Source organism: Janibacter cremeus (genome assembly GCF_013409205.1).
GTDB classification, from domain to species: Bacteria; Actinomycetota; Actinomycetes; order Actinomycetales; family Dermatophilaceae; genus Janibacter; species Janibacter cremeus.
Map to the genome: position 1 here is coordinate 2,506,878 of NZ_JACCAE010000001.1, position 19,370 is coordinate 2,526,247.

General features: G+C 71.2%; 20 protein-coding genes. 9 read left to right on the forward strand and 11 right to left on the reverse strand.

The features are described 5' to 3' along the window. Position 1 precedes the first annotated feature (1 nt). On the forward strand, positions 2-1,336 hold the full coding sequence (locus BJY20_RS11910; protein WP_185991734.1) for a MurT ligase domain-containing protein: 1,335 nt from the start codon (positions 2-4) through the stop codon (positions 1,334-1,336). Positions 1,337-1,341: 5 nt separating this feature from the next. Further along, on the forward strand, positions 1,342-2,154 hold the full coding sequence (locus tag BJY20_RS11915; RefSeq protein ID WP_185991735.1) for a type 1 glutamine amidotransferase: 813 nt from the start codon (positions 1,342-1,344) through the stop codon (positions 2,152-2,154). A gap of 2 nt (positions 2,155-2,156) precedes the next feature. Here the strand turns inward: BJY20_RS11915 and BJY20_RS11920 are convergent, their stop codons facing one another. Together BJY20_RS11920 and BJY20_RS11925 are read right to left on the reverse strand one after the other, a co-directional pair. Beyond that, positions 2,157-3,215, reverse strand: coding sequence for a lysylphosphatidylglycerol synthase transmembrane domain-containing protein (locus BJY20_RS11920; protein WP_185991736.1), 1,059 nt, complete (start codon positions 3,213-3,215; stop codon positions 2,157-2,159). Continuing rightward, a complete protein-coding gene (locus BJY20_RS11925) occupies positions 3,212-4,063 on the reverse strand; it encodes a PIG-L deacetylase family protein (RefSeq protein WP_185991737.1) in 852 nt (283 codons plus the stop codon). Before BJY20_RS11925 ends, BJY20_RS11920 begins: the two co-directional genes overlap by 4 nt. Positions 4,064-4,106: 43 nt before the next feature. On the opposite strand from BJY20_RS11925, the gene BJY20_RS11930 reads away from it, so the two are divergent. The 3 genes from BJY20_RS11930 to BJY20_RS11940 are packed head-to-tail and all read left to right on the forward strand — an operon-like array spanning position 4,107 to position 6,230. Then, the gene (locus BJY20_RS11930; protein ID WP_185991738.1) at positions 4,107-5,213 is read left to right on the forward strand and encodes a glycosyltransferase; all 1,107 of its coding nucleotides are present in this window, start codon (positions 4,107-4,109) and stop codon (positions 5,211-5,213) included. Next, positions 5,210-5,851 (forward strand): NUDIX domain-containing protein, encoded by a 642-nt coding sequence (locus tag BJY20_RS11935; protein WP_185991739.1) that lies wholly within the window; start codon positions 5,210-5,212, stop codon positions 5,849-5,851. Before BJY20_RS11930 ends, BJY20_RS11935 begins: the two co-directional genes overlap by 4 nt. A 43-nt stretch (positions 5,852-5,894) precedes the next feature. Continuing rightward, the gene (locus tag BJY20_RS11940) at positions 5,895-6,230 is read left to right on the forward strand and encodes a hypothetical protein (RefSeq protein WP_185991740.1); all 336 of its coding nucleotides are present in this window, start codon (positions 5,895-5,897) and stop codon (positions 6,228-6,230) included. A gap of 65 nt (positions 6,231-6,295) precedes the next feature. On the opposite strand, the gene BJY20_RS11945 is transcribed toward BJY20_RS11940, so the two are convergent. The 3 genes from BJY20_RS11945 to BJY20_RS11955 all read right to left on the reverse strand — a co-directional run bounded on the left by BJY20_RS11945 (position 6,296) and on the right by BJY20_RS11955 (position 9,168). Then, complete coding sequence (locus BJY20_RS11945) at positions 6,296-7,180, reverse strand: PDDEXK family nuclease (protein WP_185991741.1); 885 nt, start codon at positions 7,178-7,180, stop codon at positions 6,296-6,298. A 146-nt stretch (positions 7,181-7,326) separates the two neighbouring features. Further along, positions 7,327-8,316 (reverse strand): quinone oxidoreductase family protein, encoded by a 990-nt coding sequence (locus BJY20_RS11950; RefSeq protein ID WP_185991742.1) that lies wholly within the window; start codon positions 8,314-8,316, stop codon positions 7,327-7,329. A 21-nt stretch (positions 8,317-8,337) separates the two neighbouring features. Next, positions 8,338-9,168: a uracil-DNA glycosylase family protein gene (locus BJY20_RS11955; RefSeq protein WP_185991743.1), complete on the reverse strand. Its 831-nt coding sequence runs from the start codon at positions 9,166-9,168 to the stop codon at positions 8,338-8,340. 33 nt (positions 9,169-9,201) lie between these two features. Here BJY20_RS11955 and BJY20_RS11960 point away from each other — a divergent pair, with 33 nt between their 5' ends. Beyond that, positions 9,202-9,528 (forward strand): TfoX/Sxy family protein, encoded by a 327-nt coding sequence (locus BJY20_RS11960; protein ID WP_185991744.1) that lies wholly within the window; start codon positions 9,202-9,204, stop codon positions 9,526-9,528. A 2-nt stretch (positions 9,529-9,530) separates the two neighbouring features. Here BJY20_RS11960 and BJY20_RS11965 read toward each other — a convergent pair whose 3' ends face one another. The 3 genes from BJY20_RS11965 to BJY20_RS11975 are packed head-to-tail and all read right to left on the reverse strand — an operon-like array spanning position 9,531 to position 11,600. Beyond that, positions 9,531-10,007, reverse strand: coding sequence for a YbaK/EbsC family protein (locus BJY20_RS11965; RefSeq protein WP_185991745.1), 477 nt, complete (start codon positions 10,005-10,007; stop codon positions 9,531-9,533). 9 nt (positions 10,008-10,016) lie between these two features. Then, on the reverse strand, positions 10,017-10,988 hold the full coding sequence (ligD, locus tag BJY20_RS11970) for a non-homologous end-joining DNA ligase (RefSeq protein WP_185991746.1): 972 nt from the start codon (positions 10,986-10,988) through the stop codon (positions 10,017-10,019). A 21-nt stretch (positions 10,989-11,009) separates the two neighbouring features. Further along, positions 11,010-11,600 (reverse strand): GNAT family N-acetyltransferase, encoded by a 591-nt coding sequence (locus BJY20_RS11975; RefSeq protein WP_185991747.1) that lies wholly within the window; start codon positions 11,598-11,600, stop codon positions 11,010-11,012. A gap of 62 nt (positions 11,601-11,662) precedes the next feature. Here BJY20_RS11975 and BJY20_RS11980 point away from each other — a divergent pair, with 62 nt between their 5' ends. Further along, a complete protein-coding gene (locus BJY20_RS11980; RefSeq protein ID WP_185991748.1) occupies positions 11,663-12,277 on the forward strand; it encodes a methyltransferase domain-containing protein in 615 nt (204 codons plus the stop codon). A 6-nt stretch (positions 12,278-12,283) separates the two neighbouring features. On the opposite strand, the gene BJY20_RS11985 is transcribed toward BJY20_RS11980, so the two are convergent. After that, positions 12,284-13,561 (reverse strand): MFS transporter, encoded by a 1,278-nt coding sequence (locus BJY20_RS11985; RefSeq protein ID WP_185991749.1) that lies wholly within the window; start codon positions 13,559-13,561, stop codon positions 12,284-12,286. Positions 13,562-13,620: 59 nt separating this feature from the next. Between BJY20_RS11985 and pcrA the strand changes: the two genes are divergently transcribed. Continuing rightward, positions 13,621-16,068 (forward strand): DNA helicase PcrA, encoded by a 2,448-nt coding sequence (gene pcrA, locus BJY20_RS11990; protein ID WP_185991750.1) that lies wholly within the window; start codon positions 13,621-13,623, stop codon positions 16,066-16,068. Between the two features lie 74 nt (positions 16,069-16,142). Here pcrA and BJY20_RS11995 read toward each other — a convergent pair whose 3' ends face one another. After that, complete coding sequence (locus BJY20_RS11995) at positions 16,143-16,961, reverse strand: M23 family metallopeptidase (RefSeq protein ID WP_185991751.1); 819 nt, start codon at positions 16,959-16,961, stop codon at positions 16,143-16,145. A 124-nt stretch (positions 16,962-17,085) separates the two neighbouring features. After that, positions 17,086-18,006: an esterase/lipase family protein gene (locus BJY20_RS12000; RefSeq protein WP_246297146.1), complete on the reverse strand. Its 921-nt coding sequence runs from the start codon at positions 18,004-18,006 to the stop codon at positions 17,086-17,088. A 165-nt stretch (positions 18,007-18,171) separates the two neighbouring features. On the opposite strand from BJY20_RS12000, the gene sucC reads away from it, so the two are divergent. Then, positions 18,172-19,365 carry an ADP-forming succinate--CoA ligase subunit beta gene (sucC, locus tag BJY20_RS12005; RefSeq protein ID WP_185991752.1) on the forward strand — a complete coding sequence of 398 codons (1,194 nt, stop codon included), beginning with the start codon at positions 18,172-18,174 and terminating at the stop codon, positions 19,363-19,365. The last annotated feature ends 5 nt before the right edge of the window (positions 19,366-19,370 follow it).

The following is a 19,370-nucleotide window of genomic DNA, read 5'->3' on the forward strand; positions in this document are numbered from 1 at the left end:
GGTGCTGAGAACGACGATCGCCACCCTTGCCGGCAAGGCGGCCCGACGCGCAGCCCGTCTGAAGGGCGGTGGCGCCGGGGGTTCTGCGCTGCCCGGGCTCGTCGCGGAGAAGATCGACCCGGCGTTCCTCGCCCACACCCTCGCTGATGTGCCGGGTGGCATCGTCGTCGTCTCCGGGACGAACGGCAAGACGACGACCACCAAGATGCTCGTCGCCATCCTGCGCGCCCACGGCAAGCGGGTCTTCACCAACGCCACCGGGAGCAACTTCACCCGGGGGGTCATCTCCGCGATGCTCGCCGAGATGCCCTTGCGGGGCGGACTGGAGGCCGACATCGCCGTCCTCGAGCTCGACGAGGCGCACGCCCTCCACTTCGGTCGCGCCGTCGCACCCACCCACGCGCTCCTGCTCAACGTCGCCCGTGACCAGCTCGACCGCTTTGCCGAGATCGACCACACGGCGCGCCTACTGACCCAACTGGCCGCGATGACCACGGACGGGGTAGTGCTCAACCGGGATGACCCCTTCGTCAACCGCATCGCCACCACCCTCGCGCCGGACGTCGACGTCACCTGGTTCGGCCTGGACGCGTCGGTCGCCGACCGCATCGGCGAGCTGTCCGAGCACGACTCGCGGGAGCAGGAGGACTTCGCCCCGCCGGCCGCCGGTGAGTGCGACGGCCTACTGGCGCCGATCGACGAGGAGTCGCTGCGGATCACCTTCGGCGCGGCGGGTGAAGGGGGCGCCCTCGGTCCCGTGACCCTGCGTCAGCGCGGTCTGGCCGCGATGATCAACGCCACCGCGGCGAGCGCGAGTGCCAAGCACCTGCTCGGTGCCGGGTTCCGCCACGAGGCCACCGAGCAGGCGCTGCGCACGGTCGCGCCCCCCTTCGGCCGGGGAGAGGTCATCGACGTCGACGGGACACCGCTCGACCTCGTCCTGGTCAAGAACCCGGCCGGCTTCACCGTCGCGCTGAGCACCTACGCGAGCACGCCGGCCGCGACGATGATCGCCATCAACGACGACTACGCGGACGGTCGGGACGTCTCCTGGCTCTACGACGTCAGCTTCGAGTCCCTGCGGGCGAAGGGGGTGGCCCTCACCTCCGGGGTGCGCGGCTGGGACATGGCGCTGCGCCTGCAGTACGACGACGTGCCCGTCGCCGCGACCGAGACCGACCTGGCGAGGGCTCTGACGACCTTCCTCGCCGACCACGAGGGTGAGCCGAAACGCATCTTCACCTCCTACACCGCGATGCTCGCGCTGCGCCGGATGCTCGGTGAACGCTACGACCTGCCCGAGATGGGCGTCGACGCCCCCGAGGCGAAGGGATGAGGGGCATGAGCAACGTCGGACCACACGACCCCCGCGACGTCACGATCCTCGGGGAGCCGGCCGCCTCCGACCGGCCCGCCGACCCCGGCAACGAGGGCAAGGGTGAGATCCACCTGGTGCACATGTACCCGCGCGAGATGAGCATCTACGGCGACCTCGGCAACACGCGTTGCCTGGCCGCGCGCATCCGGCGACACGGCTACGTGCCGGTGGTGCACCAGCACCACCCCGGGCAGCCCCTGCCGGAGACCATTCACCTCGTGGTCGGGGGTGGCGGCCAGGACTCCGGGCAGGTCACCGTCGAGCAGGACCTTCAGCGCCGGGCCGACCGGCTGCGGGCCCTGGCCGCCGAGGGTGTGCCAATGCTCATGATCTGCGGGATGTATCAGCTCTTCGGGCGTTCCTTCGTCACCGTCGAGGGCAAACGTGTGCCCGGCCTGGGCATCCTGGACGTGACCACGCAGGGCAACACGACCCGCATGATCGGGCCGGTGGTGCTCTCCACGGACTTCGGTGACGTCGTCGGCTACGAGAACCACTCCGGGGCAACGGTGCTCGGCCAGGGGCAGGATCCCTTCGGTCGGGTCAGGCACGGCCAGGGCAACAACGACTCCGACGGCACCGAGGGTGCCGTCACCGGGCACGTCATCGGCTCCTACCTCCACGGCCCGATCCTGCCGGCCAACCCACGGCTCGCCGACGCCCTCATCGGGTGGTCGGCCGGGCTGGCGACCGGTCGGGACTTCGAGCCCGAAGAGCTCGACGACGAGGTGGCCGCTCAGGCGCACGCCCGGCAGGTGGCACGCCTGCTGGGCTGATCTCAGCGCCCCGTCTCAGCGGCCTCGGCGACCGCGTCGCGGCTCGCCCGGGGCATGACACTCCACGCGATCCACCCGATCGCCCCGAGCGGGACCTCGAGCAGGTGGGTGAAGACCGTGAAGATCACGACCCCGGCCACGGATGCCGCCGGGTCGGCGCCCCAGGCGACCAGGGCGGCGACGGTGCCGGCCTCGGTGACTCCCAGCCCGCCCGGCGTGACCCCGACCGCGGTCAGCAGCCGGCCGATCGCGTACGCGGCGAAGAGCTGCCCGAAGGGCAGCTCTACCCCCGTGGTGGACATGCACAGCAGGAAGAGCACGTAGTACAGGCCGAAGAAGCCGACCATGCCCAGGGTCATGGACAACCACCCGGTGCGCACCGTCTGCGCGATCTGCGCCCGCAGCCCGGTCAGGCCGCGCTCGATTCCGTCGCCGTGCCCGCGACGGACCAAGCGCACCAATCGGTCCAGCCCCCTCCCGAGGGCCCGCGCGCCCGCATCGGTGACGACCGCGACGACGAAGAGACCGAGTACGACGGCGCCGGTGATGATCGCCGCCCAGGCCGCCTCCTGCATGGACTGCGGGAGCCCTTGCGCGCCCCACGACAGGCCGATGATCGCGATGACGGGCAGCGCGGCACGGGCGAGGACGTTCCACACCCCGGTCACGACCGCCATCGTCGTCACGCTCGAGACGGTGAACCCCCACGACTTGGCGATGTAGTACGTGGCAGCCAGTCCGACGGCACCACCACCGGGCAGCAGGTTGGACACGCAGGAGCCGCAGACGTTGAGGACCAGGGCCCGGGGGTGGCTCAACCCGGGCATGGCGCCGGTCATGACGAAGGTGTAGCAGTACAGGCCGGCGATGACGAAGCCCGTGAAGAGCGCGGCCTTCCACGGCGAGACCCCGGCGAGCACGTCGCCGACCTCGGCCCAGGTCGTCTGCGCGAAGAAGGGCAGCCCCCACCACAGCAGGGCGGCAGCCAGCGCGAGGCCGAGGACGACCTGCACGACGCGCAGTGCCGGGGACCCGCGCCGGTGGTTGGTGGGCTCGCTCATGTCAGCCCCTCGAAGACGTCGGTGCGGGTCGTGCCCGGCGGCGCCGCCGGGTCGAGGAACCACTCCCGAGCGAAGACGAGGTCGAAGAGCGGGCGGGGGATGCGTGCGAGTATCCCGAGCGTGCGGTCGCCGCCGCCGGGATCCGTGGCCTGACTGGCGTGGGCGCGCATCGACGCCCGCTTGGCCCTCGCGTACCGGCGCACCGGGACGCGGTGGGTGATCTCGGCGCCGGCGCAGTAGGCCCGATCGAAGCTCGACCGGTCGAACTGAGGGGGAAAACGGTAGACCTTCGCGGCGAGGTCGATTGCGCGGCAGAGCAGGTCGCGCGGGACGGTGGCCCACAGCACCGTCACCGGCAGGCCACGCTCGCGGGCGAGGTCGGCGGCCCTGGACCCCACCTCGTGCACGCGCACGTGGTCGCGGTGGCCGTACCCGCCGTTGGGGTCGTAGGTCGTCAGGACATCGGCCTGCTCCTGCAGGAGGACCTCCGTCAGGGTCGCAGCGGCCTCTTCGAGTGGCACCCGCACGAACCGGCGGCTGCCAGGGGGGTCGGGGAGGACGTCCGGGCCGCTGCCGCTGTCGGCGTACCCGAGCTCGACGGTGCGGGCGACCCCGAGCGCGCCGGCGCTCGCCGTCAGCTCCCGGCCACGGGTCGAGGCAAGGGCCGCACCCGTCGTCCCGTAGGTGGCCTCATCGGTCAGGCCGAGCGCACCATCGGTGGCGACCACGAGGACCACACGGTGTCCGTCGGCCGCCGCCCGGGCCATCGTGCCGGCGGTCAGCAGGGCCTCGTCGTCGGGGTGCGCGTGGAAGACCACGAGGGTGCGGCGCGCGGCTGGCTGGTCCATCGAGTGCAACTGTTCCACACGCACCCCATGGCACTCTGGGGGAGTGAAGGTCGCCCTGCTCTCCGACTGCTACCCGCCGCGCACCGGTGGGATCGAGTCCCAGGTCAGCGACCTCGCCGTGCACCTGCTGGCGGCCGGGCACGAGGTCGAGGTCTTCACCGCGACGCGGGGGGCGAAGGGGGAGCGCGGCGGGACGGTCGAGATCGTCGACGGCGTCCCGGTGCACCGGATGGCGCTCCACCTGCCCGGTGACGTCCCGGTCAACCCGATGGCTCCTCCCGTGGTGCGCGCTCGACTGCAGCACGGCGGGTTCGACATCGCGCACGTGCACCTGGGCGTGGTGTCCCCCTTCGCCTGGGACATGGCCAGGGTGGCGACGGGGCTGGGGTTGCCGACGGCACTGACCTTCCACTGCGTCCTGGACAAGGCTGCGTTGACGTTGCGCCCGGCCCTGCGGACGTGGACCGGCCAGGGGGCCGTGCTGTCCGCGGTCTCCGAGGTCGCGGCGAAGGGAGTGGGTCACGCCGCGCCGGGCTTGCCGGTGGGCGTCGTACCCAACGGCATCGACCCGGGGGCCTGGCCGGCCGGACCGGTGCGGTTCACAGCGCGGCCGCTTCGTGTGGTCACCGCCACCCGGCTGGCGCCCCGCAAGCGCGTCGGTGCGCTGCTGCGGGTGGTGGCCGATGCGCACGCGCGACTGGGGCCGGGGGCGCTGGTGCTCGACGTCTTCGGTGATGGCGCGATGCGGGCGCTGCTCGAGTCCCGCAGTGCTGCACTGGGTCTGGGCGACGTCGTGCGGTGGCGGGGGAGCGTGTCCCGGTCCGAGCTGGCCGGGCACTACCGGGAGTGCGACGTCTACCTCTCGACGACGCGGCTGGAGGCCTTCGGGATCGCTGCGCTCGAGGCCCGCACTGCCGGCCTGCCGGTCATCGCCAGAGCCGACTCCGGCCTGGCGGAGGTTGTCACGGACGGGACCAGCGGTTTGCTCGCTCCCGATGACGCCGGGCTCACTGATGCTCTGGTGCGGTTGGCCGCCGACGCGACCCTGCGCACCCGCCTCGCCCAGCACAACGTGGGCACACCGCCGAGCCAGACGTGGGGGCGAGTCGTGGACCTCGTCGTCGCCGAGTACCGGCGGGCGGGCGCATGAGTGTCGTCGTCGTGGCCGAGGACGCCGGTCGCTGGCCACTCCCGCACGGTCGGGACCCGGCGGACCTGCTGGCCGAGCACGGCCTGGCCGGTGAGCTGGTGCGCTCCGTCCTCGGTGCCGACGGCTGCGTCGAGGTGCACTACGCCGTCGAGGCGCTCGGTCAGGCCGTGGTGGCGCCCACGCTCGAGCCGGCCGGACGCGGAGCGAGTGTGCTGCAACGGATCGCGGCGTACGCGCTCGTCCGCGACGGCGACCAGCTGCTCATGTCACGTCTGGCCGGCTGGGTCGGTGGTGGCGCCGGTGGGCTGTGGACCCTGCCGGGCGGGGGCGTCGATCCGCACGAGGAACCGCTCGATGCGGTCGTCCGCGAAGTCCACGAGGAGACCGGCCAACACGTCGAGGTCGGTGACCTGGTGCAGGTGCAGTCGAAGCACTACGTGGACGCGCAGGAGAACTTCCACGCGGTGCGCCTGATCTACCTGGCGGACTGTCCGCGGCCCACCGCAGCCAGGGTCGTCGAGATCGATGGGTCGACGGGGGCCGCGGCGTGGGTCCCCCTCGACCGGCTGTCGGACCTGCCACGCGCGGCGATGGTGGGGACGGCGCTGCCGTACCTGCCGGGTGCCGGGGTGGACTGAGCCCCTGCCGGGGGTCTGCGAGCGCGACGCCTAGGGTGAGGGCATGGACGCCCTGCACCTCATCCTCTACATCCTCCACATGCTCGCGATGCTGGCGATCATCGTGGCGCCCTTCGTCGCCGGCCACGTGCACGTCATCCAGACGTGGGGCGCTCGCATCCAGTTGCTCGTGGGGCTCGGGCTCACCGGCCTCGCGGAGGCGGGTGACGACCCGGTCAACCACGCCAAGATCGGCACCAAGCTCGTGATCATGATCGCCGTCCTGGCCTGCGCCGAGATCGGCAACGGCAAGAGCAAGCGTGGTGAGAACGGCAAGACGCTCGCGCTCGTCGCCGCCGGGCTCGCGGTCGTCAACGCCCTCGTTGCCTTCCTCTGGTGAGCTGACCGTCAGGGTGTGTCGGGCGGCACTTCGTGGTGTCGGGCCCTGAGAACCGCATGTTCTCGTCACGCTGACATCGAACTGCCGCGCGACACGCCCCTGCGCTGGCCCACCACCCACGCAATGACCTCCCGCACCCAGTCGGGGTGGAACATCACGTGCTCCCACGCGAAGCGCAGCACCACCCAGCCGGCGAGGATCATCTCGTTGTAGCGGTTGCAGTCGCGCATGATGTCGGCACGACTCTTGTGGGATTGCTGGCTGTCGGCCTCGAGCGTCACCCGGCTCGCCAGATGACCGGCATCCGCGTGCAGCACCCTCCCGTTGCGCAGCGTGACGGGAGCCTGAGGCACCCAGGTCTGGTCGGTGGTTTCGGTCGCCAGGGCGCGCAGCCCCGACTCGAAGGGGTTGGCGGCTTCTGCGCTGGCGAGTTGCAGCACTCGCGTGGCCCGAGCGCGGCCGGTGCGAGGGAGTGACTCGAGTGCACGGTCGAGGTCGGCCCGGGTGAGCGCGCCCGATCGTAGGGCGGAGTCGGCCACGCTGAGGCTCTCCGGCAGCGGCAGGTCCCGTGCGCAGTCGACCACCGTCTGCAGCGCGGTCGTCGCCTGCCCGTCGACGGACTCCGGTGTCAGTGACCGGAACCGCAGATCCACGTCGTGGGGAACCGGCAGACTGCGACTCCGAGAGATCACCGCCTCGGGGAGCTCGGGAGCGTGCAGGACGTTGAGTCCGTGGTGCAGAGCGGCGCTGCGGTGACTGAGCAGGGCGCCGATCTGCGCAACGCGATCTTCTGCCGGGTCGAGCGGTAGGCCGTAGACGCCTCGCCGGTGGCGGACGACCTCGCCACTCCTCACCGCAGCCTCGAAGGTCCCAGTGGTGACGACGTCGAGCAGTTCGGCGCGCGTGGCTGAGCCGCCGGCCTGGGCGAGATGGAGGGTGACAACGCTCATCCGCCCAGCCTTCCAGCGCTGGCCATTTCGGCTTCTCGGCTTTCCACAGGGGTGTGTCGCGCGGCAGTTCGCGCCTCAGGCGGCCACGAACCGCTTGTTCTCGTCGCTCACACACTGAACTGCCGCGCGACACACCTTGCGTGGACTCAGGGGATGAGCAACAACTTGCCGGTGCTCGCCCGTCCCTCGAGCGCGCGGTACGCCTCCGCGGCCCGGTCAAGACCGAAGCGGCCCCCGATGGCGATGTCGAGCGTGCCGGAGTCGATCTCGGCGAACAGCTCGCGCCCGCGCATCATCAGCTCCTCCCGCTCGCTGATGAAGTGCGCCAGGCTGGGCCGGGTGACGAAGAGCGAGCCGCCGGAGTTGAGCCGCTGCAGGTCGAAGGGGGGCACCTGGCCGGACGCGCCGCCGAAGAGGACCATGGTCCCGCGCGGGCGAAGCGACGCGAGCGAGTCGTCGAAGGTCGCCTTGCCGACCCCGTCGTAGGCCACGTCCACGCCCTTGGTCGCGCCGAGGCGCTCGGCGGCCTGCCGCACGGCCCCGGACAGGTCGTCCGCCTCGCTGTAGTCGATCGTCTCGGCGGCGCCGCGCGAGCGGGCGATCTCCAGCTTCGCCGCGGACCCGGCGGTGGCGATGACGTGGCCGCCGCGGCTGACGATCATCTGGGTGAGCAGCTGTCCGACCCCGCCGGCAGCAGCGTGCACCAGCGCGACCGTGCCCTGCGTGACGTGGTGGACGTCGGTCACCAGTGCGTGGGCCGTCATGCCCTGCAGTGTCGCCGCGGCCGCCGTCTCGAGGTCCACGCCGTCGGGTACCGGCAGCAGCTTCTCCGAGTCCGCGATGACCAGGCCGGCGTGCAGCCCGATGGTCATCGACCACGCGACACGATCACCCACCGCGACGACCGCGCCGTCACCGATCGCACGCACGGTTCCTGCGGCCTCGAAGCCCTGCACGTACGGCGGCTGAGTCGGGTAGGTACCCGCGCGCTGGTAGGCGTCGATGAAGTTCACCCCGCCGGCCGCGACCTCGACGAGCGCTTCACCGGGCCCGGGCGTGGGCACCTCGCGCTCCTGGACCTCGAGGACCTCCGGTCCTCCGTGACGGCTGACGACGAGCGCAGTGGTGGTGGTCATGCCCTCACGATAGGACGTGTGTCACAGGGAAGCGATGACCTCGTCGAGCATCGCCCGGGTGAGCTTGCCGGTGAAGGTGTTCTGCTGGCTGACGTGGTAGCTCCCCACGAGGGCGACCTCGCGCCCCTCGGGTGTGCGCAGGGTGGCTCGGGCGCCGTGGCCGAACTTCGGCTTCGGGCGCGGGACCTCCCACCCGGCGTGGCGTACTCCGGCGATCGTGGTGTCCCAGCCGATCGAGCCCAGGCACAGGATCGAGCGGACGTGCGGTGCGCTCAGCGCGAGGTCGGCGTCGAGCCACGGCGCGCAGGAGCGCTTCTCGTCAGTCGTCGGCTTGTTCTGCGGCGGGGCGCAGCGCACGGGGGCGATGATCCGGACCCCGTCGAGCTCGAGCCCGTCACCGGCGGCCCATGACTGAGGCTGGTTCGCGTACCCGGCGCGGTGCAGGGCGCCGTAGAGCCAGTCGCCGGAGCGGTCGCCGGTGAACATGCGGCCCGTGCGGTTGGCTCCGTGGGCCGCGGGGGCGAGACCGACGATGACCACCGGGGCGTCAGTCGGCCCGAACGCGGGCACCGGTCGGCCCCAGTAGGGCTCGTCGGCGAAGGCGGCCCGCTTGGTCACCGCGACCTCCTCCCGCCAGGCCACCAGGCGCGGGCACGCCCGACAGACGGAGATGCGTGCGTCGAGCTCCGTGGGGCCGAGCGCTCCCTTCGCCAGGCGGCGTACCTGCGCGGCGGTGCGGGCGACGGGGGTCGCGGGGGTGGCGACATCGTCGGGCCACCCGGTCGCCGGTTGCACGGGCGAGGCGAAGGGCGCGCCCGTCACCGGGTGGGGGAGAGAGACGTCCTCGGGCACCTGCCCACCATAGACATCTGCCAGTGTGGGTCGATGGCCATCGACGAGGAACTGGCGAACCGGCTGCGCTCATCCCTGTCAGATCGAGGCGTCGAGTGGGACGAGAAACGCATGTTCGGTTCGCTGATCTTCATGGTGGGTGGGGCCATCGCGCTCGGGGTGCGCGGCGGGGGTGGACTGCTCGTCCGTGTCGACCCGTCGGAGGGCGAGAGCCTGCTGCAGGACGTCGGCTCGTGGTACGCGCAGCAGGCGCTGATGGGGGAGAGGGACATGGGGCCCAGCTGGCTCGACGTCTCGCCCGACGCGGTCGAGGACGAGGCCGGCCTGGAGCACTGGGTCGCGGCGGCACTGCGCCGCTGACGTCACGGGGTGACCGGGCTCGGCTCGCCGCCGGTCATGCGCAGCAGCTGCGCGTAGCTCGTCGGGAAGACGGTTCGCGCGTGGCCGGCGGCCGTCCACACCTCGTCATACCGCTCGAGATCGGTGTCGACGACGGTCCGCACGGGAGCAGGATGGCCGAGGGGAGCGACGCCGCCGATGACCTGCCCGGTCGCGGACCGGACGGTCTCCTTCGAGGCGCGGGCGATGGTGCCACCCAGCCGGGCGCCGAGCCAGTCGGTGTCGACGCGGTGGGCGCCCGAGGTGAGCACGAGCAGCGGCTCGTCGTCGAGGGTGAAGACGAGGGAATTGGCGATCTGCCCCACCTCGACTCCGATGGCAGCGGCCGCCAGCGGCGCGGTCGTGACGGCATCGTCGAGCCAGAGGACCTCGGGGTGCAGGTCGTACTCGGCGAGTGCGGCGACCACCCGGTCGACCGCGGGATGCGAGGGAGTGCTCATCCCGCGACCCTAGTGGGGGGCTCGCGGTTCGACGGGCGGCTGAGCACCCTCCGCCTCGTCACGCTCCGCCCACTCCAGCAGCGGGGTGAGGTCGTGGGCGACGTCATCGATGGTCGCGTGCAGGTCGCCGAGGCGGGCAAACCGCTCCGGGACCGTCGCGATCGTGCAGTCGCCCGGCTGGACGTCGGCGACTTCGTCCCAGGTGACCGGTGTCGAGACAGTTCCCTCGGCGTTGCCCCGCACGGAGTACGCGGCGGCGATCGTGTGGTCGCGGGCGTTCTGGTTGTAGTCGACGAAGACCGTCGCCGGGTCGCGGTCCTTGCGCCACCACTGTGTGGTCACGTCCTGCGGCGCCCGCCGCTGCACCTCGCGGGCGAAGGCGAGTGCCGCCCTTCGCACATCGGTGAACTCCCACCGCGGCGCGATCCGCACGTACACGTGCAGCCCGGATCCCCCGGAGGTCTTGGGGTACCCGACGATGCCGAGCTCGTCGAGGACCTCGCGGCACACCCCGGCCACCCGTCGCACCCGGGCGAAGGGGGCATCCGGCATCGGGTCGAGGTCGATCCGCCACTCGTCGGGCCGGTCGACGTCGGCGGAGCGGACATTCCACGGGTGCAGCTCGACAGTCGACATCTGCACCGCCCAGATGATCTCGGCGAGGTGCGTCGGGCACAGCTCGTCGGCGTGCAGGTCGTAGCGGGGGAAGTGCAGGCGCACTGTCGAGACCCAGTCCGGTGCCCCCTTCGGCAGCCGCTTCTGGTGCACCTTGGTGCCGGAGACTCCCTTGGGGAAGCGGTGCAGCATCGTCGGTCGCTCCCGCAGTGCGCGCAGGATGCCCTCGCCCACGGACAGGTAGTAGTGCGCCAGGTCGAGCTTGGTCTCACCGCGAGCGGGGAAGTAGATCCTCTCGGGACTGGAGATGCGCACCTCGCGCTCGCCGACCGACAGGTGCACGTCCGCGCCGTGCTCCTTCGCCATGGACGTCAGCCTAGGCCCGACTCACCCGATGACGGCGCCTGCGGGACGGTCGGTCGTGATCGCGGTCACCCAGTATCGACGCTTGCCGGCGCGGGAGTCCTCGTACTCGCCGCCGGCGTGCTCGATCGTCGCGCGGGAGGCCGGGTTGTCCTCGTCGCAGGTGAGCAGGACCCGCTCCATCCCCAGCTCGCCGGCCAGCTCCAGCACCTGGCGAAGGGCGGTGGTCGCGTGCCCCTGCCGCCTTGCCGAAGGACGGATGGAGTAGCCGATGTGACCGCCCTGCTCGAGCAGGAAGTCGTTGAGCTCGTGTCGTAGAGCGATCGAGCCGAGGTATTCATCACCCTCGACGATCCACAGGAAGGTGCACGGGACGTGCCCGGCCGGTCGGGGTGACTCGGGCAGCTCCTCGGCGCGGCGGCTGCGGACGAAGCGGATGAACTCGTCCTTGTCCGCCAGGCCCTCGCGGGTGAAGGTGTAGCCCTCGAAGCCCGTCGCCGGGTCGGCGGCCTGCTCCCACTCGCCGTCACCGTCGCGGTGCGCCCCGTCGAACTCGTCGTGCGCGGCGAGGTAGGAGTGCCGGTAGCGGGCGTCGGGGCGAACGATCTGGGCCATCTGCCGATCGTATGTCGTGGCGGCGCGCTGCCACACTGGGACTTTGACGAAGGGGGTGGCCCGTGGGCCTCTACCGCGATCACGTCCTGCCTCGGCTGGTCGATGCGACCTGTGGCATCGCCGCGATGGAGCCGCACCGATGGCGGGTCTGCGCCGACCTGCACGGTGAGGTCGTCGAGATCGGCTTCGGGTCGGGGCTCAACGTGCCGTGCTACCCCGCGGCGGTCACGCGGGTGCGCGCCGTCGAGCCGGCCGACCTGGCCTGGCGCCTGGCTGCCGATCGGATCGCCGCCAGCGGTGTCCCGGTGGAGCGGGCCGGGCTGGACGGGCAGCAGCTGCCGTTCGCGCACGACGCCTTCGACTCCGCGCTCGTGACGTGGTCCCTGTGCACGATCCCGGATCCGGTTGCGGCCCTGCAGGAGGTGCGGCGCGTGCTCCGACCGGGCGGCACGCTGCACGTCCTCGAGCACGGTCTGGCCCCCGACGAGGCCGTGCGCCGTTGGCAGCGCCGGCTGGAGCCGATCCAGAAGCGGATCGCCGGCGGGTGCCACCTCACGCGGGAGCCGGGGATGATGCTCGAGACGGCCGGGTTCACCGGTGTCGAGCTCGAGCACTTCTACCAGCAGGACGGACCGAGGGCGCTCGGCGCGATGTCGCTGGGTGTCGCCGTCGCGTAGCGGACCTCAGCCGACGGGGTCGACCGGTGGGGAGTACTCGCCCTCGACCACCGGTGTGACCCGGTCGGGGGCACGCAGCGTGCGTACCTCCCGCGACAGCAGCGCGAGCAGCGCTGATGCCACGATCAGCCCCGCGCACACGAGCAGTGCCTGGCGGGCGCCGAGGTACACGGCGGCCGGGCCGGCGAGGAGCACCCCGACCGGCCCGAAGACCATCGACCCGAAGGCGTCGTAGGAGGCCACCCGGGAGAGCGCCTCCGGCGGGACCTCCCGCTGCATCGTCGTCTGCCACAGCACGTTGAAGACGTCCATGCCCAGCCCCATGAGGAAGCCGCCGATGACGATCCACGGCAGCGGGGCCCCGACGCCGAGCAGGAGATAGGGCAGTGCGGTGGTCGCGGTGAGCAGGACGCCGACGAGGATCGGACGGCGGGGGCGGATCCGCAGGGCGATCACCACCCCGATGAGCATCCCGACCGCTTCGCCGGTCAGGATCGCCGACCATGCTGCGGCGCCCCCGAGCTCGGCCTTCGCGACGACGGGGCCGAGCACCGTGTGCGCGCCCTGCCAGGCGAGCACCAATAGGGCGAACTGGGCCACGACGACCCACAGCCACTGGCGGGAGGAGAACTCGTGCCACCCTTCGCGCAGTTCCGCGACGGCCGAGGTGCCGCCCTGGTGTCCGGGGCGCGGCGTGGCCCCGATCCGCCAGGCGAAGACGGCCGCGCAGGCGTAGACGAGCGCGGCAGAGATGAGCGCCCAGCCCGGGCCGACGAGGACGACCACCGCTCCGGCCGAGACCAGCCCGGTGATCCGGGCGACGTTGGCGCCGACCGCGAGCAGGGCGTTCGCCGCCTGGAAGTGCTCGCGCGGGGCGACCTCGGGGATGATTCCGGACAGGACCGGCCAGACGACGGCTCCGGCCAGGCCGGTGAGCACCGCGAAGCCGCAGAGTGCGGGCAGGGGAGCCCACCCGGTCAGCAGCATGGTGCCGATCCCGGCCCAGGCGGTCAGCGAGAGGCACTCGCCGGTGAACATCACGAGACGACGCGGGTACCGGTCGGCGACGACGCCACCGAGCAGCAACCCGAGCACGTGCGGGATCGCCTCGGCGGCGACGACCACCGACAGCGTGCCGGCGTCGGCGCCCGGCAGCGCGAGCACGCCGAAGGCGAGTGCCACGGGCGCGAAGGCAAGACCGAGCATGGACAGCGTCCGGGCCCCGAAGAGTGCGGCGAAGCGGCGGTCGCGCAACAACGTCAGGTCGTCACGGATCGGGCTCACCGCGGCACCGTACTCGGGCGAAGGGAGTGTCGGCCCCCCGACGTAGGCTGGAGCGCGACATGAGCAGCCTCTTCGACGACCTTCCCGATGCCCTGCCCGGCGACTGGACCCGGGAGGTGACCGATTCCGGAGTGCCCACGTGGGCGATGTCCGACGAGGGCCCGACCCGAGCCGCGCACGCCCATCGTCGCGCCCCCCACGAGATCGACGCCGAGGAGCTGGTGGCCGGCCTCAACGACGCCCAGCGCGAGGCCGTCGTCCACGAGGGTGGGCCACTGCTCATCGTCGCCGGCGCCGGCTCCGGCAAGACCCGCGTGCTCACCCACCGCATCGCACACCTGCTCGCGACGAAGGGCGCCCAGCCCGGCCAGATCCTCGCGATCACCTTCACCAACAAGGCCGCCGCCGAGATGCGCGAGCGGGTCGAGGAGCTCGTGGGGCCGCGGGCGCGGGCGATGTGGGTGATGACCTTCCACTCCGCATGCGTGCGGATCCTGCGCCGCGAGGCGACCAAGGTCGGGATGAAGAGCAACTTCTCCATCTACGACGCCGCCGACAGCCAGCGGCTCGTGGCGCTCGTGATGCGTGACCTCGACCTGGACCCCAAGCGCTTCCCACCGCGTTCCTTCGGCCACCGGATCTCCAACCTGAAGAACGAGCTGGTCGACGAGGAGGAGTTCGCCCGCAGCGTCTCGATCGACGAGGACGCCCAGACCGGTGGGACCCCGCAGGACCGCACGCTCGCGCAGGTCTACAGCGAGTACCAGCGACGGCTGCGCCAGGCCAATGCGCTCGACTTCGACGACATCATCATGACGACGGTCAACATCCTGCAGGCCTTCCCCGAGGTGGCCGAGCACTACCGTCGTCGCTTCCGCTACGTGCTCGTCGACGAGTACCAGGACACCAACCACGCGCAGTACCAGCTGGTGCGTGAGCTCGTGGGAGGTCATGACGACCCGGCGGAGCGCGACCCCAAGGCGGTCGAGCCGAGCGACCTCGTCGTCGTCGGTGATGCGGACCAGTCGATCTACGCCTTCCGCGGTGCCTCGATCCGCAACATCATCGAGTTCGAGCAGGACTACCCGCATGCGCGCACGATCGTGCTCGAGCAGAACTATCGCTCGACGGGCACGATCCTCGCCGCAGCCAATGCCGTCATCGAGCGCAACGAGTCCCGCCGCAAGAAGAACCTGTGGACACAGGCCGGCGAGGGTGAGCCGGTCGTCGGCTACGTCGGTGACAACGAGCACGACGAGGCGTCCTTCGTCGCCAAGACCATCGACGACCTCCACGACGAGCACGGCGTGCGCCCGGGCGACGTCGCGGTGTTCTACCGGACCAACGCGCAGTCTCGTGCGATCGAGGAGGTCTTCGTCCGCGTCGGCCTTCCGTACAAGGTCGTCGGTGGCACCCGCTTCTACGAGCGACGCGAGGTCAAGGATGCGCTGGCCTACCTCCACGTCATCGCCAACCCCGCCGACACGGTCAACCTGCGCCGCATCGTCAACGTTCCCAAGCGCGGCATCGGCGACCGCGCGCTCATCGCGGTCGGGCAGCTCGCCGAGCGCGAGCGCATCCCCCTCATCGCCGCCCTCGGCCGTGCCGAGGACGCGCCCGGCATCGCCACCCGCTCGGTGAAGTCGATCGCCGGTTTCACCTCGCTCCTGGAGGGGCTGCGGGAGCAGCAGGAGAGCGAAGGGGGGATCGGTGACCTCCTCGAGGCCGTCCTGACGCGCACCGGCTACGTGGCCGAGCTGCAGGCCAGTCGCGACCCGCAGGACGAGACCCGGTTGGAGAACCTCGCCGAGCTCATCGGTGTGGCTCGAGAGTTCGACGCCACCCGGGAGGAGACCGGTGAGGTGGTCAGCCTCGACGACTTCCTCGAGCAGGTGAGTCTCGTCGCCGACGCCGACGAGATCCCGGACGACGAGGGCGGCGCCGAGGACGGTGTCGAGCAGGGTGTGGTCACCCTGATGACGCTCCACACGGCCAAGGGGCTGGAGTTTCCCGTCGTCTTCCTCACCGGCATGGAGGACGGGACCTTTCCGCACAACCGCAGCCTGGGTGACTCCACGGAGCTGGAGGAGGAACGCCGCCTGGCCTACGTCGGGATCACCCGTGCCCGCGAGCGCCTGCACCTGTCCCGCGCCGCGGTGCGCAACGTCTTCGGTACGCCGCAGTACAACCCGTCCTCGCGCTTCCTCGACGAGATCCCGGAGCACCTGCTGCGGTGGGAGCGCACCGGTCCGCCGCTCGGTGGCCCGGGTGGCGCCCGCGAGCCCGCGGTGGCGCGGCTGGCCGCACGTCCGGGCGTGCGCTCACCGGGCAACCGCCCGATCATCGCGCTCGCAGACGGGGACAAGGTCACCCATGACAGCTTCGGTCTCGGCACGGTCATCCGCGTCGAGGGGGAGGGTGACAAGGCGATGGCACACGTCGACTTCGGCGGTGAGGACGGGGTCAAGCGCCTGCTGCTGCGCTACGCCCCACTCGAGAAGATCTGACCGGGCCGCCATGCCGAAGGGGGGCCGACCAGCAACTGGTCGGCCCCCCTTCGTGCCTGTCCGGGGTGGACGCGTCAGAGGATGCCGCGCTCGGTCAGCCAGCCGGTCGGGTCGACCGGCTCACCGCCGCCGGGGCGGATCTCCAGGTGGAGGTGCGGGCCGGTCGAGCGCCCGGTGTTGCCGGAGTAGGCGACGGTGTCGCCGGCGGCGACCTGCTGACCGACCGAGGCGGCGACGGAGGAGAGGTGCCCGTAGCGCGAGACGGTCCCGTCTGCGTACTCGACGTCGATGTAGACGCCGTAGCCGCTCATCGGACCGGCGCCGACGACGGTGCCGTCACCCATGGCGCGCAGCGGGGTGCCGACGGATGCGCCGTAGTCGACTCCGGCGTGCAACCGTCCCCAACGGAAGCCGAAGCCGGATGTGAGTGACCCGCTGGCCAGTGGACGAACCCAGCCGGCAGCCGACTTCTCGGCCTTCTGCTCGGCCTTCTTCTTCGCGACGAGCTCCTTGCGCTTCTTGTCACGGTCGGCGCGCTCCTGGGCGCGGACCTGGCTGTCGACGACGTCGTCGGACACGGCGCGGCGGCGCTCGGACAGCCCGGATGAGTCGCGGGAGGCAGCGGCGACCTCGATGCGCGCGTCCTTGCCCAGCTGCGGGTCCTCGAGCAGCGTGGTGGCGCTGAGTGAGGCAGCTGCCTGCTCGGCGACCTCGCCGGAGAAGGGCGAGGACTCGGCGGCGGTGGCACCGACGGCGGTGAGCGCCAAGGTCACGGCGGCAGCGGTCGGCAGCGCGTAGGTGGCGGAGAAGCTCTTGGGGAGGCGGGAGCGGCGTTCGAGGGCACGGCGCTCGGCGCGTGTGGGAGGACGGTGTCGACCCGAATAGTCACTCATGAGAAAGACGTCGTCCTCGGCAGGGGATCTAGGACAAATCTCCGAAACCCTAGCGTGACCATTTCGTTACGCAAAACCGGGTCGTCGACGTCGGCCAGGATCGCCGGAAAACCGCGGGTGCGGGTCAGGTCGAGAGGGCGAGGTGCGTCACCGACGCGGTGGGGTCGCCGCCGCTGTCGAGCTGGGTCAGGCTGCGGGCGATGCGGTGGACGACGCTCGGCAGGATGGGTAGCGAGATGTGTCCCACGCCGCGCAGCCGGACGTTCGTCGTCGCGACGCCCTCCTGCTCCAAGGACGCGTTGACGGCCGGCACGACCGCCTCATCGGTGTCGGACCAGAAGGCGACCACGCGGGTGCGGCACCCCGGGGCCGGTTGGTTCAGCTCCCGCATCAGCGGGCTGGCGGGTCTCAGCTGACGTGCCAGCGGGGTCGGGGCGACGTGGGCCAGGAGCGTCCCGGTGTGGGGAGCGCCCAGCGTGACGAGAGTGTGCACGCGCTCGTCACCGCCGAGCCGGGTGACGTAGTAGCGGCCGATCACGCCGCCGAGGCTGTGCGCCACCACGTGGATCCGCTCGTACCCGGTCTCCTGGGCGATCGCCTCGATCTCCTCGGCCAGCTGGACGGCGAGGGTGCGCACGTCCTTGGTGCGGGCCGAGTAGTTCATCGCGAAGATCTGGGAGAACCCGCGACGCAGCAGACCCCGGCGCAGCAGCGCGAAGATCGAGTGGTTGTCAGCCAGGCCGTGCAGCAGCAGGATCGGCGTCCCCAGCTCGGTGACCCCGGAGACGAACATCCCGCGCTGCAGGGGCGAGAGGTGCTCGATGCGGTAGCCCTGACCAACCGGCCCTCGGCGCGGCCGGCGTGCGCCGAAGGGGTAGAGCGAGATGTGGGTCGACGCCCATACGACCTCGACCGCGGCGAAGGCCGCCGCCTGGAGCGTGGCCATTGCTCTCAGCTGCTGGCACACGCCACTGCGCAGCGAGGGCGGCGCCGGTGCCGCTTCGCTGCTCGCGTCGGCGTTCTCAGATGCCTTCTGCAGAGCCATGGTGACCGAAGGGTAACCCTGTGTCCACTGCCGGGTGCAACAGATGAGACCGGTCCGTGATGGACGTTTCAACCGCTGTGGACGGACCGGACGTGCTGACGCCACCCTGCGGGCGCTACTCTCGACCCGCACCCCGTTACCACAGCAGAGGACGGAATCACCCTCGTGGATCTCTTCGAGTACCAAGCACGCGACGTGTTCGAGAAGCACGGCGTCCCGGTTCTTGCCGGCGCCGTTGCCACCACCCCGCACCAGGCGCGGGCCGCCGCCGAGACCATCGGCGTCCAGAGCGGCGGCGTCACCGTGGTCAAGGCCCAGGTCAAGACCGGAGGCCGTGGCAAGGCCGGCGGCGTCAAGGTCGCCAAGACCGCCGACGAGGCCGAGGCGCACGCCGAGGCCATCCTGGGCATGGACATCAAGGGCCACACGGTCCACCAGGTGATGATCGCCCAGGGCGCGCAGATCGCCGAGGAGTACTACTTCTCGATCCTGCTCGACCGGGCCAACCGGACCTACCTGGCCATGTGCTCCGTCGAGGGCGGCGTGGAGATCGAGCAGCTCGCCGTGGAGCGGCCCGAGGCGCTCGCGCGCATCGCGGTCGACCCCAACGTCGGCATCGACGACGCCAAGGCGAAGGAGATCGTCGAGGCGGCCGGCTTCGAGGCCGCCGACCAGCCGAAGGTCGCCGAGGCGATCAAGAAGCTCTGGGTCGTCTACCGCGACGAGGACGCCACCCTGGTCGAGGTCAACCCGCTGGTGAAGACCGAGCAGGGCGAGATCATCGCCCTCGACGGCAAGGTCACCCTCGACGGCAACGCCGACTTCCGCCAGCCCGACCACGCTGCCCTCGAGGACTCGGCCGCGGCCGACCCGCTCGAGGCCAAGGCCAAGGGTCTGGGACTGAACTACGTCAAGCTCGACGGCAACGTCGGCATCATCGGCAACGGCGCCGGCCTGGTCATGAGCACCCTGGACGTCGTCGCCTACGCGGGTGAGGACCACACCGGGGGCAAGGCCAAGCCGGCCAACTTCCTCGACATCGGTGGCGGCGCCTCGGCCGAGGTCATGGCCAACGGCCTGGACGTCATCCTGGGCGACGAGCAGGTCAACTCCGTCTTCGTCAACGTCTTCGGCGGCATCACTGCCTGCGACGCAGTGGCGGACGGCATCGTCGGCGCCCTGAAGACCCTGGGCGACGAGGCCAGCAAGCCCCTCGTCGTCCGCCTCGACGGCAACAACGTCGAGGAGGGTCGCCGCATCCTCGCCGAGTTCAACCACCCGCTGGTGTCCATCGAGGACACCATGGACGGCGCTGCCCGTCAGGCGGCCGAGCTGGCCGCGAAGACCGAGCTTGCTTAAAGACG